Source organism: Cupriavidus sp. Agwp_2, assembly GCF_040784895.1.
In the GTDB taxonomy this organism is placed as follows: domain Bacteria; phylum Pseudomonadota; class Gammaproteobacteria; order Burkholderiales; family Burkholderiaceae; genus Cupriavidus.
Window position 1 is genome coordinate 1,839,186 of the sequence record NZ_CP088084.1, and the last position, 13,660, is coordinate 1,852,845.

The 13,660-nt window shown below is 67.4% G+C and carries 10 protein-coding genes; 9 read left to right on the plus strand and 1 reads right to left on the minus strand.

Annotated elements, in window-relative coordinates; all coding sequences use genetic code 11:
* The first annotated feature begins 50 nt into the window (after nucleotides 1–50).
* The 6 genes from LPA45_RS26085 (at nucleotide 51) to LPA45_RS26110 (ending at nucleotide 8,041) form a co-directional block, all read left to right on the plus strand.
* Complete coding sequence (locus tag LPA45_RS26085; protein ID WP_367395053.1) at nucleotides 51–1,181, plus strand: glycosyltransferase; 1,131 nt, start codon at nucleotides 51–53, stop codon at nucleotides 1,179–1,181.
* On the plus strand, nucleotides 1,159–2,322 hold the full coding sequence (locus LPA45_RS26090) for a glycosyltransferase family 4 protein (protein WP_317921679.1): 1,164 nt from the start codon (nucleotides 1,159–1,161) through the stop codon (nucleotides 2,320–2,322). The genes LPA45_RS26085 and LPA45_RS26090 overlap by 23 nt, the downstream gene beginning before the upstream one ends.
* 149 nt (nucleotides 2,323–2,471) lie before the next feature.
* A complete protein-coding gene (tviB, locus tag LPA45_RS26095) occupies nucleotides 2,472–3,749 on the plus strand; it encodes a Vi polysaccharide biosynthesis UDP-N-acetylglucosamine C-6 dehydrogenase TviB (RefSeq protein ID WP_317921678.1) in 1,278 nt (425 codons plus the stop codon).
* A 46-nt stretch (nucleotides 3,750–3,795) separates the two neighbouring features.
* Complete coding sequence (locus LPA45_RS26100) at nucleotides 3,796–4,881, plus strand: NAD-dependent epimerase/dehydratase family protein (protein WP_317921769.1); 1,086 nt, start codon at nucleotides 3,796–3,798, stop codon at nucleotides 4,879–4,881.
* Nucleotides 4,882–4,900: 19 nt separating this feature from the next.
* On the plus strand, nucleotides 4,901–6,910 hold the full coding sequence (gene asnB, locus LPA45_RS26105) for an asparagine synthase (glutamine-hydrolyzing) (RefSeq protein WP_317921677.1): 2,010 nt from the start codon (nucleotides 4,901–4,903) through the stop codon (nucleotides 6,908–6,910).
* 12 nt (nucleotides 6,911–6,922) lie between these two features.
* Nucleotides 6,923–8,041: a glycosyltransferase family 4 protein gene (locus LPA45_RS26110; protein ID WP_317921676.1), complete on the plus strand. Its 1,119-nt coding sequence runs from the start codon at nucleotides 6,923–6,925 to the stop codon at nucleotides 8,039–8,041.
* Here LPA45_RS26110 and LPA45_RS26115 read toward each other — a convergent pair.
* Complete coding sequence (locus LPA45_RS26115) at nucleotides 8,004–9,560, minus strand: hypothetical protein (RefSeq protein ID WP_367395054.1); 1,557 nt, start codon at nucleotides 9,558–9,560, stop codon at nucleotides 8,004–8,006. The genes LPA45_RS26110 and LPA45_RS26115 overlap by 38 nt on opposite strands.
* 328 nt (nucleotides 9,561–9,888) lie before the next feature.
* Between LPA45_RS26115 and LPA45_RS26120 the strand changes: the two genes are divergently transcribed.
* From LPA45_RS26120 to LPA45_RS26130, 3 genes are all read left to right on the plus strand, one after another.
* Nucleotides 9,889–11,094: a carboxylate--amine ligase gene (locus tag LPA45_RS26120; RefSeq protein WP_317921767.1), complete on the plus strand. Its 1,206-nt coding sequence runs from the start codon at nucleotides 9,889–9,891 to the stop codon at nucleotides 11,092–11,094.
* A complete protein-coding gene (locus LPA45_RS26125; protein ID WP_116319223.1) occupies nucleotides 11,091–12,404 on the plus strand; it encodes an NAD(P)-binding domain-containing protein in 1,314 nt (437 codons plus the stop codon). Before LPA45_RS26120 ends, LPA45_RS26125 begins: the two co-directional genes overlap by 4 nt.
* 95 nt (nucleotides 12,405–12,499) lie before the next feature.
* Nucleotides 12,500–13,582 carry an acyltransferase gene (locus LPA45_RS26130; protein ID WP_317921674.1) on the plus strand — a complete coding sequence of 361 codons (1,083 nt, stop codon included), beginning with the start codon at nucleotides 12,500–12,502 and terminating at the stop codon, nucleotides 13,580–13,582.
* The last annotated feature ends 78 nt before the right edge of the window (nucleotides 13,583–13,660 follow it).

Consider the following 13,660-nt stretch of genomic DNA (forward strand, 5'->3'; position numbering starts at 1 on the left):
TCCTGATGGACCAGAGTCAAAACGGAAGCGCCGCCATACCGATGCGAATCATGCTGCTGATTACCTGCATGCAGCTGGGCGGCGCTGAGCAGCAAGTGGCCGCGCTCGCGACGCAATACCGCTCGCTGGGACACGCTGTCTCTGTGGTTAGCCTGATGCCGGGCTGCGAGCTGACCCTCCCGGAAGGCATCGAAATCCTGATGCTGAACATGCGCAAGACGCCAGCGGCGTTGCTGTCCACGCTAATGCAGATCCGTCGGTTCGTGCTGCGCTGGCGCCCCGACGTCGTCCATTCCCATCTGGTTCATGCCAACCTGATGGCACGCTTGCTGACGCGCGTGTGCACGGTCCCGGCAACGATCTGCACGGCACACAACTACTTCGAGGGCGGGACGTTGCGCATGCTGGCGTATCGACTCACCGACCGCTGCGCCGATCTCACCACCCAGGTCAGCGAAGAGGGCCGGCAGCGCATGATCGACGTGCGCGCGGCCCCCGCGTCGCGCATCATCTACGTGCCCAACGGCTTTGATACGACCCGCTACCGGCCCAGCGCCGGGCTGCGCGCCGCCACCCGTGCCGAGCTCGGGCTGCGCCCGGACGACCGGCTCATCCTCAACGTGGGCCGGCTGGTACCGGACAAGGCGCAGACCGCCCTGATCGATGCCTTCGCGCAGGCATCCCTCGGAGACCGCACCGTCCTGATGATCGCCGGCGAAGGGCCGCAGCGCGATGCACTGACGCAGCGCATCGAGCAGCACGGGCTGACCGGACGCGTGATCCTCCTTGGCAAGCGGATGGACGTGCCAGCACTGCTGAATGCGGCAGACCTGTTCGTGCTGTCCTCCCTGATCGAAGGCATGCCGCTGGTGGTGGGAGAGGCGCTGGCGAGCGGCTGCCCGGTGGTCGCCACGGATGCCTCGGGTGTTCCCGCCATGGTCCGCGGTATCGGCACGCTGGTTCCCCGTGGAGACACGCCGGCGCTGGCACGAGCCATGCGCGACGCCGTCTCGCAAGGCCGGGGAGATATTGCCGACGAGGCGGCACGGCACAAGCACATCGCGACCAAGTTCAATATCGAGCTCATCGCGCGCGATTGGCTGCGCCTGTACGGCAGGTATGCACGCGCCAGCGCGCCGGCACAAATGGAGGCCCCCGATGCCGCCGCGCACTACCGCTAAGGCCGGCCGGCAGCCGCAGGCCGGCGCGACGCAAGGGCCGGCGATCTGCTTCCTGACCGGAACGCTGAACGTATTCGGCGGCGCCGAGCGCATGACGGCCACGGTGGCGAACGAGCTGGCCCGGCGCGGGCACCGTATCCACATCCTCAGCCTGAGCGATCCCCGCAGTTGCTTCCCGCTCGACCCCGCGGTCCGGCATGAGGCGCTGTTCGACGAATGTCCCTCCTTCCGCACCCACTTCCTGCACACCGTAGCCGGCATTCGCCGCTATGTCAGGCAGCATGGGATTACCTTGCTGGTGGAAGTCGACCCGCTGCTGACCCTGTTCACACTGCCGGCATGCCTGGGACTTGGCGTACGCCGCATTGCCTGGGAGCACTGCAATCTCGACCAGGACCTGGGGCTGCCGTTGCGCCGCCTGGCGCGCCGCCTGAGCGCACGCACTTGCCGGCGGATCGTGGTGCTGACCGAACTGGACCGCGAGAAATGGGTACGCAGCCTGCGCTGCAGCAACGTCGAGGTCATCCCCAACTCGCTGCCGATTCCCCTTCCCGCCCAGCCGGCCGCACGCACGTCGCGCACGGCCATCGCCGTGGGGCGCCTGACCGACGTCAAGGGCTTCGACGTGCTGCTGCAGGCATGGGTGCCCATCGCCAGGGCCTTTCCCGACTGGACGTTGCGAATCGTGGGCAGCGGCGAACTGCTGGCCTCGCTGACCCAGCTGCGCGACCGGCTCGGCCTGCGGGAATGCGTGCGCCTCGAACCGGCGCGCAGCGATATCGAATCGGTGTACCGCGACGCTGCCATGTTGTGCCTCAGCTCCCGGTATGAAGGCTTCTCGCTGGTGCTGGTGGAGGCGATGGCGTACGGCCTGCCGATCGTCGCCACCAACTGCGAGACCGGCGTCAGGGCCCTGCTCACCCACGGCGAAAACGCCCGGCTCAGCCCGGTCGACGATCCCGCCGCGCTGGCGCGCGAGATCGCGGCGGTGATCGCCAGTCCCGAGCTTGCCGCGCGGCTGGCCGACGCCGGCCGCCGGAACGTACACAAGTTCGCGCCGGGCGAGATCGCCATGCGCTGGGAACAGCTGCTGTCCCGCATCTCGGGGGAAACAGGCACGAAGGAAATCGGCGTGGCATGACGCGGGCTGCGACCGCCGCGCGGGTGCGGGATTGTGTACGCCAAGACACGAACCCCCGCGCACGGCGTGCTTCCTGCGCATGATAATTTTCACGAGCCTGGCTTTCCATGCCCCTCCAACAGGCTCGTAAAACACGGAAGATCACTGTCATGGACTTCAGTCACGCACAAGTCGCCATCATTGGGCTGGGCTATGTCGGCCTGCCGCTCGCGGTGGAGTTCGGCAAGCAGCAGCCAGTCGTGGGCTTCGATATCAATACCGCGCGCATCGAAGAGCTGCGCTCCGGCCATGACGCCACGCTGGAGGTCAGTGCGGACGAACTGCGCGGCGCACGACACCTGCGCTACAGCAGCGATCCCGACGCACTGAAGGATTGCCAGGTCTTTATCGTGACCGTGCCCACGCCGGTGGACCGGGCCAAGCGCCCCGACCTGACACCGCTGATCCTGGCCAGCGAGACCGTGGGCAAGGCGATGGCGGCGGGCGCCGTGGTGATCTACGAATCGACCGTGTATCCGGGCGCTACCGAAGAAATCTGCGTGCCGGTGCTGGAGCGGCACAGCGGCCTGAAATTCAATGAAGACTTCTTCTGCGGCTACAGCCCGGAGCGCATCAACCCCGGCGACAAGGAGCACCGCTTGCCGGATATCCGCAAGGTCACCAGCGGCAGCACGCCCGAGGTCAGCGAAGCCATCGACGCGCTCTACCGGAAGATCATCGTGGCCGGCACGCACCGGGCCAGCAGCATCCGCGTGGCGGAAGCCGCGAAAGTCATCGAGAACACCCAGCGCGACGTGAACATCGCACTGATGAACGAACTCAGCCTGCTGTTCCACAAGCTGGATATCGACACGCTCGAAGTGCTCAAGGCCGCCGGCACCAAGTGGAACTTCCTGCCGTTCCGCCCGGGCCTGGTCGGCGGGCACTGCATCGGCGTCGACCCCTACTATCTCACGCACAAGGCGCAGGAGGTCGGCTACCACCCGCAGGTCATCCTTGCCGGCCGGCGCATCAACGACCGCATGGCGATCCATGTCGCCGACGAGGTGGTGAAGCTGATGCTGCGCCGGGGCATTCCGGTGCTCGGCAGCCGCGTGCTGGTGCTCGGCCTGACGTTCAAGGAAAACTGCCCGGACGTGCGCAACACCAAGGCCGTGGACATCGTGACGACGCTGCGCGGCTACAACGCCGAGATCGACATTTACGACCCCTGGATCAATGTCGAGGACGCCGAGGCAGAGTACGGGCTGGCATGCCTGCGCCACCCCCCGCGGCACGACCACTACGATGCCATCGTGCTGGCCGTCGCGCACCACCAGTTCGTCACCATGGGCGTGCGGGCGATCAAGTCCTTCGGCAAGGAGCACGCGGTGCTGTTCGACGTGAAGGGCATCCTGCCGCGCAGCGAGGTTGACGGACGCCTGTAGTCACGCACGCAAGCCCACCGGAACCCGCGCCATGGAAGCACAGAACATGCACGAGAACGCCTACGCGCACCTCAAGGCCCGCCTGGCCGCCACGCCGCGCACGTGGCTCATTACCGGCGTCGCCGGATTCATCGGCAGCAACCTGCTAGAAGCCCTGTTGCGGCTTGACCAGCGCGTGGTCGGCCTGGACAATTTTTCCACCGGGCACCGCCGCAACCTGTGCGAGGTCGAGTCGCTGGTGCCGCCCAGGCAGTGGGCCAATTTCCAGTTCATCGAGGGCGACATCCGCAACCCCGACCACTGCCGCAACGCCATGCTGTTCAGTGCGCCGGCGCGCGCGGGCACGCCCGCCGGCCTGCATCCCGTGGATTTCGTGCTGCACCAGGCGGCGCTCGGCTCCGTGCCCCGCAGCCTGGAGGATCCGGTCTCGACCCACAGCGTGAACATCACCGGATTCCTGAACATGCTGGTCGCCGCCCGCGACGCGCAGGTCAAGACCTTCGTCTACGCGGCCAGCAGCAGCACCTACGGCGACCATCCGGGCCTGCCCAAGGTGGAAGACCTGATCGGCAAGCCATTGAGCCCCTACGCGGTCACCAAGTACGCCAACGAGCTGTATGCCGACGTCTTCCACCGCTGCTACGGCGTGCATGCCGTCGGCCTGCGCTATTTCAACGTGTTCGGCCCGCGCCAGGATCCGAACGGTGCCTACGCGGCCGTGATTCCGAAATGGATCGCGGCCTTGCTGCGGCGCGAGGCCGTCTGCATCAACGGCGACGGCGAGACCAGCCGCGACTTCTGCTACGTCGCGAACGCCGTGCAGGTCAACCTTTTGGCCGCAACCAGCGAACACCGCGAGGCGGCCAGCCAGGTCTACAACGTCGCGGTCGGCGATCGCACCACGCTCACTACGCTGTTCGAGCTGCTGCGCGACGGGCTGCTGCCCTATGGCGTTGCCGCCAGTACCGAGCCGGTCTATCGCGGCTTCCGGGTGGGCGACGTGCGCCACAGCCAGGCCGACATCAGCAAGGCGCAGAGCCTGCTGGGATACGAGCCCACGCACCGCATCCGCGACGGGCTGGCCGAAGCGATGCGTTGGTACGTGCAGATGCAGCAGGCACTGAAGGCCTGAGCACAACCGGAATACGACAATGTGCGGACTCGCAGGATTTCTCGGCGGCTTACCCACTCCCCTGGCCGACCGGGCGGCCCTGCTGGCCGCGATGGCCAGGCAGATCCGCCATCGCGGACCGGACCACGGCGACACCTGGTGCGATCCGGACAAGCCGTTCGGCCTGGCGCACCGGCGCCTGGCCATCGTCGATCTTTCCGCGGCCGGGCAGCAGCCGATGACGGCAGCCAGCGGCCGCTATGTGATCGCGTACAACGGCGAGATCTACAACCACCTGGATATCCGCGCCGAACTGGAACGTACGGGGGCCGCGCCGCGGTGGCGGGGCCACTCCGACACCGAAACGCTGCTTGCCGGCATCGACGCGTGGGGCGCCGATGCCACCGTCAGGCGTGCGCAGGGCATGTTCGCGTTCGCGTTGTGGGACCGGCAGACGGGCACCCTGACACTGGCGCGCGACCGCCTCGGCGAGAAGCCGCTCTACTACGGCTGGCAGGGGACAGGCCAGGCCCGTACCTTCCTGTTCGGCTCGGAACTGAAGGCGCTGCGGCGCCATCCGGCATTCGAGGGCGGCATCAACCGCGACGCGCTGTGCCTGTTCATGCGCCACAACAATGTGGCCGGCAGCCATTCGATCTACCAGAACGTCGCCAAGCTGCCGCCGGCGCATCTGCTGACGGTCTCGCTGCGGGCCCCTGAGCCCGTGCTGCGCCCCTACTGGTCGGGCGCCGCGGCGGCGCTCGATGGCGTGCGGGATCCGTTCACCGGCACCCCCGAGGAGGCCGTGGACAGCCTGGAGACGCTGCTGCACGAGGCGGTTGGCCGCCAGATGATGGCAGACGTGCCGCTCGGTGCCTTCCTGTCAGGTGGCGTCGATTCTTCGACGGTGGTGGCGCTGATGCAGGCGCAATCGTCGCAGCCGGTCCGCACCTTCTCCATCGGCTTCCACAATTCGGACTACAGCGAGGCCGCGTACGCCAAGGCGGTCGCGCAGCATCTCGGAACCAGCCACACGGAGCTATACGTCACGCCGGAACATGCGATGGCGGTGATCCCGGAATTGCCCGGCAGCTACGACGAGCCGTTCGCCGACTCCTCGCAGATCCCGACGCTGCTGGTCAGCCAGCTGGCGCGGCGCCATGTCACGGTGTCGCTGTCCGGCGACGCCGGCGACGAGCTGTTCGGCGGCTACAACCGCTACCAGATCACTGCCGAGCTGTGGCAACGGCTGTCGCGCATCCCCTCCCCGATGCGCGCCGCCGCGGCATGGGGACTGACGCGCTTCTCGCCGCAGCGCATCGACCAGCTCGCCGCCACGCTCCCCGTCGCCTCACGCTGGAACAATCTCGGCGAGAAGGTCCACAAGGGAGCCGGCGTCATGGCCGCGCGCTCGTCGGCCGAGCTGTATCGTGGCATGGTGTCCCACTGGCACCACCCGGAGACGCTTGTCATCGGCGGCACCGAGCCGGACACGGTGCTGGACAGCGCCCTGCAGCCCCTCGGCGCCCTGACCGATGTGGAGCGCATGATGGCGCTGGACATGCTGGGCTACCTGCCCAACGACATCCTGACCAAGGTCGACCGCGCGGCCATGCGGCACAGCCTGGAGACGCGCATACCATTCCTGGATCACCGTGTGGTCGAGTTCGCCTGGCGCCTGCCGCTGGCCTGCAAGGTGCGCAAGGAAGCCGGCGGCTACACGACCAAATGGGTGCTGCGCCAGGTACTCGACCGCTATGTACCCAGGACGCTGATCGAGCGGCCGAAGATGGGTTTCGGCATCCCGATCGACGCATGGCTGCGCGGACCGTTGCGCCACTGGGCCGAGGACCTGCTCGACGAACGGCGCCTGCGCCAGCAGGGCTTCCTGAATCCGGAACCGATCCGCAGCCGTTGGGCCGAGCATCTGTCCGGGCGGCGCAACTGGCAGCATCCGCTGTGGTGCGTGCTGATGTTCCAGGCCTGGCTGGCGCACGAGCGCGCACAGCAGCCAATCATTGAAGACCAGGCCTGCGAGGCCATTGCCTAGCGGGAGACCGGCATGCGCTTCCTGATGATCGCCAGCTTCGGCGAGTCACTGCTCAATTTTCGCGGTCCGCTCATCGCTGCCTTGCAGGAAAAGGGCGTGGAAATGCATGTGGCGGCGCCGGGCCTGCCCGCGGGAGCGCCGGTGCGCACCGCGCTGGAGTCGCGCGGCGTGATCGTGCATGACGTCGCCCTCGAACGTACCGGCATGAACCCGCTGGCCGACGCGCGCTCGCTGCTCGGGCTGCATCGCCTGATGCGGCGGGTCCGGCCCGACAGCGTGATGTGCTACACCATCAAGCCGGTGATCTATGGCTTGCTGGCCGCCTGGCTGGCGCGTGTGCCGCGCCGCTTCGCGCTGATTACCGGGCTTGGCTACGCGTTCCGCGAGGACAGCGGCAGAAGCAGGCTGCGGGCGGTGGTGCAGCGGCTCTATGCGCTGGCCCTCGGCCGCGCGCATACGACCTTTTTCCAGAACCCCGACGACGAGGCGCTCTTCCGCCGGCTGAACATCCTGCCGGCTGGCGGGCGTTCGTGCATCGTCAATGGCTCCGGCGTGGACGTCGGCAGCTTCCAGGTGGCCCCCCTGCCCGACGACGGTCCGCGCTTCCTGCTGATCGCGCGGCTGCTTGGCGACAAGGGCGTGCGCGAGTATGCCGAGGCCGCGCGGCGGGTTCGGGCCCGCCGCGCCGGCGCACGCTTCAGCCTGGCGGGCTTTATCGATGCCAGTCCCGATGCCATCGCCCAGCACGAGCTGGACGCGTGGATCGCGGACGGCACCGTCGACTATCTCGGGCGCCTGTCGGATGTCCGGCCCGCCATTGCCGGCTGCAACGTCTATGTGCTGCCCTCGTACGGCGAAGGCACGCCGCGCTCCGTGCTCGAAGCGATGGCAATGGGCCGGCCGGTCATCACCACGGACGCCCCAGGCTGCCGCGAAACCGTGGTCGACGGCGACAACGGCGTGCTGGTGCCGGTCAAGTCCGTCGGCGCGCTGGAGCAGGCCATGATGCAGCTGATCGAGGACTGGGAGCGCGTCGTGCGCATGGGCCAACGGTCCCGCCAGATCGCCGAGACCAAGTACGACGTGCACAAGGTCAACGCCGTGATGCTTCGCGAGATGGGCTTCGAGTAGGCGCCGGCAGGCGCAAGGCACGGCTGGCACGGGTCACGATCCGGTGCCAGAGCGAGCCTGCGTGGAACAGGTAGCGCTTGCCATCGACCACGACGCGGTCGCCCCAGTCTGACATCGTATGCAGGCCATCCGGGTTGAGGCGATCGCCCTTGGGGCTGACGCATCCCACAGTCTCTTCCCGATAGAACTCCGGCGTGCAATGCACGATGCGGTTGACCGCGATGGCCTGCCCGTAGCCGCTCTCGCACACCTGCGCCACGCGCAACAGCTGGCCGCCATCGCGCACGACCGAGCCGGCCGCGCGCGCCGAACCGTTGTCGAACCTGACCGGGTTCTGCGCGTGCGGCTGCCATGGCCCGAGCAAGCTGTCGGCATAGCACAGGCAGACGTTGTCGAACTGCCCCATGGCGACATCGGTGTAGAGCAGCCAGAAGCGGCCGTCATGCTCGAAGATGGTCGGGTCGACCGCCTCGACGTCTTCCAGCAGCACGGCGACCTGCTGCCAGCCGCCTGCCTCGTCCTGGCGGTTCAGCACGCAGCGCCGGCTTTGCGAAGACTCGGCCACGCAATACAGCGCGCCGTCGTGGCGGAACAGGTACGGAAACGACAGATGCCCCGGCAGCCCCAGGTCGACCTGCCCGGCGCCGGACGGCACGTCATGCGCATCCAGCTTCAGCCTGATGATGCGGCCGAGGCCCTGCCGCAGGTCGACTTCTTCACAATAGATTTCGTCCCGCCTGCCTGGCACGCCAAAGGGATCGGCCCAGCAATGCGAAAACATGCGGGTGCCGAGCCAGCGCACCGGCAGCCGCTGCGCGCGCACGGCCTCGGCGAACGTCATGTCGACCAGCCCGACCATCCAGTGCTCGACCAGCACGAACCCCTTGAACTGGATCGCGGCGTGCGCCGCGAGCGCACGCGTGCGCCAGATCAGGCGCTGCCATGCGGTGGGGTCCACGCGGCGACCCTGCCACGCCGCACGCCCTGCGAGGCTGCCCAGGGCTCGGATCTCGCGCAGCGCGCCGTCGAGCAACGACGCGCCCATGATGGCAAGGCGTTCGCGCGGAACCGTCTCGCAGGGTTCGGCGTAGCCACGGGCCGTGTCGACCAGGAACACGCCGGAGTCCTTCCAGGCCACGAGTTCCAGCACGATGCCGGCGCCGTTGGCGTGCGTCTCCAGGCCGTGGTGCGGATGTCCCAGGGGGAGCCCGCGCCGGTCGCAAAGGCACCACACGCCCTCCACGGCGTGGCCGTGCCAGCCCGGATCGAGTTCGCCGGTAAGGTCGACGACCGCCGTCACCGGCCCGCCCATCTGCTGCGCATGCTTGCCATCGCCGGGCTTGCCGGGCATGCCGGGCATGCGCATCGCATCCAGCGCGCGCACGACGATGCGGCTGGCGCCCGAATCCCGCAGGCGCTGTATGACAGATGCCTCCCAGCTTGCGGGCGCGTGCGCAGTCACCACGATCACGACGACCGGGCCCTGCGGCGCGGCGGCCTCTGGAAACCGACAGGACATCTCTCCCCCTTGGCGATTGGGCGCAACGCCACCTGACCTGTATTTAGCATCACCATGCACGGCGCGGACAGTAGCCTTAGGGCGTAGCCGCCTTCATGCTTCGGTAGGTAGGTAGGAGGCCACCCGGAGGCCAGTCGTGGCGCCCCTCTGTTTCAAAGTCGACGTATGTGTGGCCCCGTACGGATACCCCGTTTGCGTCGATCTAGATTTGCGATGTCGACCCGGTGCACGACGCCTAGCGTGCGTCGCCCGACGGGCGCGCGGACCCAACCTGAATCCTCTCCGCACCCGCTGTCCGGTACAGCGCTTATCCCTCCTGGAGATCATGATGAAAAGCAGGCTCGATGCGGCAGAGATGCCCGCGGCGGTAGTCGTCGGCGGCGAACTCGGCGGGCTTGGACTAGTGCGGTCATTGTCGAGCCAGGGGATCCCCGTCATCGTGGCGGAAACGAAGCACGCCGCGCCGGCGCTGTGGTCCCGCCATGTCCGCCGGCATGGCGTTCGCAGCTTCGTTGGGCGCGATTTCATCGACGACATGATTGCGCTCGCGCGCCGGCTGGGGCACCGTCCCGTGTTGTTCCTGACTGACGAGGATGCCGTCCACAGTGTCTCCGAAGCGCGGGAGGAATTGTCGCTGTGGTACCGGCTGCGCATGCCGTCCGCGCAGGGCGTGCGCATGCTCAGCAGCAAGGCGGCGTTCCACCGCTTTGCGCAGGACCATGACTTCCCGGTGCCCCGCACGGTCATCCTGAACGGCCAGTTCGACGTGCCCCAGCTGGCTTCCCTGCGCTTTCCCTGCGTGATCAAGCCCGACGACAAGCGCCAGGCCCTGAGCGGAGACAAGGAACGCGCCATCCGCGTGGAAGCGCTGGCCGAGGGGCAGGAGCACGCCCGCGCCATGCTGCGCACTCCCGGCGGCATCGTGGCGCAGGAGTGGATCGAAGGCCCGCAGAGCAATATCTATTTCACCCTCTTCTACCGCGGCAAGGATGACAAGGCGGCGGCCGTGTTTACCGGCAGGAAACTGGCGTGCTGGCCGCCCGATATCGGCAGCACCGCGGTTTGCGTCGCCGCGCCGGAGGCGCACGCCGAACTCGAACGGATCACGCTCGACTTTGCCAGGTGTGCCGGCTTCGACGGCATGGGCAGCATGGAGTACAAGTGGGACGACAACCACCAGCGCTTCGTGATGATCGAGCCAACCGTGGGGCGGATCGACTGGCAGGAGGAAATCGCCACACTGTGCGGGGTCAACATCCCGCTGGCGGCGTATCGCCATGAACTGGACCTGCCTGACTTGCCTGCGGCCACCGCCCAGCCGGGCTCGGTCTGGCGCGCAACCTTCATCCGCGGGGCACCGGGCGGGCTGATGCCACCCGGCGCACGAACCTTCGACGGCTACTTCCGCTGGGATGACCCGTTGCCGGCCCTCCATCAATACTGCCTGAGCCCTCCGCTCACCCGCCTGCGTCAGTGGTGGAGCGGCTGGTTTCCTTCCAATCGTCGCGAGCAGGTCCAACAGGAACAGCAATGATCTCGACCACAGATACCGCGATCATCGGGGCGGGCCCATATGGGCTGTCGATCTCGGCCCACCTGAGCCATCTTGGCGTACCTCACCAGGTGCTCGGCGAGCCGATGCTGGCCTGGCGCAATTTCATGCCGCCCGGGATGCTGATGCGCTCCGAGGCCTTCGCCTCGGACCTGTATGCGCCCCTTGCTGGCTACAGGCTGGAGGATTACAGCCGCCGCATGCACCTGCCGTATGCCCCGATCGGCATGCGCTTGCCGCTGGAAAGGTTTGTCGAGTACGGGCTCTGGTTCCAGTCGCAGCTGGTCAGCCACGTGCGCCCGGTGGAAGTCACGGAACTGCGGCGCCAGGACGGCGGCTTCCGCGTGTCCCTGAGCGACGGGGGCGCGCTGCTGGCGCGGCGCGCGGTCATTGCCCTCGGGCTCAAGGGGTTCGAGCACATGCCGCCTGCCCTGCAAGGGCTGCCCAGGCCGCAGGTCCTGCACTCCGGCGAGATCGGCAACCTGATGTGGGCGCGAGGCAAGCGCATCGTGATCGTCGGCGGCGGGCAGTCGGCCCTCGGCCTCGCAGCGCTGTTCAACGAGCTGGGCGCGCATGTCCGCGTGCTGGTCCGCGACAGCATCATTACCTGGAACAAGGATCCGGAAGTCGACCGCAGCCTGGTCTCGCGGGTGCTCAATCCCGAGGGCGGACTGGCCCAGGGCTGGTATCCGTACGTCCTTTCGGAATTCCCGTCTCTGTTCCGCCCGCTCGGACAGCGGCTGCGCAGGCGTATCGCCGAGACTTCGTTCGGACCCTCCGGCGCGTGGTGGCTGCGTGACCGCGTGGTGGGCAAGGTCGACATCCGGATGCAGACCACTGTCCGGCGTGGCGCGGTGCGCAACGGCGAGGTCGTGCTGGAGGTGAGCAGCGAGAGCGGCCCGTCAACCGTCACCGGCGACCACGTCGTCGTCGCCACCGGCTTCCGGGTCGATCTGGCAAAACATCCCTTCCTGTCACCGGATATCGTCGCCGGGCTTTCGCTCGTCGATGGCTGGCCCGACGTGTCGCGCAACTTTGAATCCCGCGTGCCGGGCCTCTACGTCACCGGACCCGCGACGGCGATGAGCTTCGGCCCGGTGCTGCGCTTTGTCTACGGTGCCAAGTTTGCCGCGCCGCGCATTGCGCAGCATGTCAGTCGCCGCCATGCCGGGGAGGGCGGCAGCCGCCACATCGAGCCGCATGGCGTGCCGCAGGCCCGTGCCGAAGGCAACCCCGGCGCGTTGACGCACCCCCCGGCGGCGTTCCAGGAAGCGAAGCTCCCGGCCGACTAGGACAGGCCGGGCCCCTGCAAGCCTGCCATGGCCCATGCCGCGGCACCCGCGACCCGGGTGCCGCGGCCCTGGCATCGAGAGCACAGAGCCCTGCAATGCAACAATTCAAACCTCTTACTAGCCTGCGGCTGTTCCTGGCCTTATGGGTGCTGTGCAGGCACTGGTTCCATGTCTACGGAGCGGAAGGCACCTTCTTCAACATCGGCTTCACCAGCACCTGGTTCGACCACGGCTACCTCGGCGTCGACGGCTTCTTTATCCTCAGCGGCTTCATCCTCGCCTACAATTACGATCCGGCGCCGGGCAAGTCGATTTCGTGGAAGCGGTTCATCGTGGCGCGAATCGCCCGCATCTACCCGGTCTACCTGGTCTGCCTGCTCTCCTTCGCCTTCGCCGTGATCGCCCGGGATCTGCTGCTGCACACGCACAGCGTAGGCGCAGGCGGCTATACCGTGTCCAACTTCCTGCCGGAAATGCTGATGCTGGGCGCGTGGCGCTACGCGGGCGAGAGCGGATGGAATGACGTCGGCTGGTCAGTCAGTGCCGAGTGGTTCGCCTATGTGTTCTTCCCGTTGTTCCTCCTGGTAGCGCCACGGCTGAACAGGACCCGCATCCTGCTGGCCAGCGGCATCGCCCTGGCGGCGCTGGCGGTGGTGGAAGCCACCTCTCCCGAGCATCTGTCGCTGAGCGGCGGCGTGGCGCGGCTGGTTCCCGAGTTCCTGCTGGGGGTCCTGCTCTGCCGGCTGCGCGAAGCGCTGCCTGGCCATCATGGCCTGGCCGCCGGCGGCTTGCTGGCAATAGGCGTCTGCGTGCTCGGCGTCGAACTGGGCCTGGATGTCCTGTTCGTGGCCGGCGCCGCCGGGCTGGTGTTCTTCCTCTCCTACGAGAAGGATGTACTGACCCGCCTGTTTTCGCTGCGCGGCCTGGTGTTCCTCGGTGAGATCTCCTACTGCCTCTACATCGTGCAACGCATTCCCCAATACCTGTTCGAATTCGTGCGCGGCCGGGCGATGGACGTGGCCACCCTGCCAGGGGGAGTGCAGGCAATGTTGCTGTTGGCGCTGACCGTCAGCCTCGCCATCCTGCTTCATCTCGTCATCGAGAAGCCGATGCGCGCCTATATCAATCGTCGGATCAACGGGAAGGCGCTGCAGGCCAGGCAGTTGGCCCGCACCTGATTTGCGGGACGGAGCGTTGCACAGCCGCCGGCGGGCCTGGCGGCTGGTAGTCAGTGGCTGGTAGTCAGTGGCTGGTAG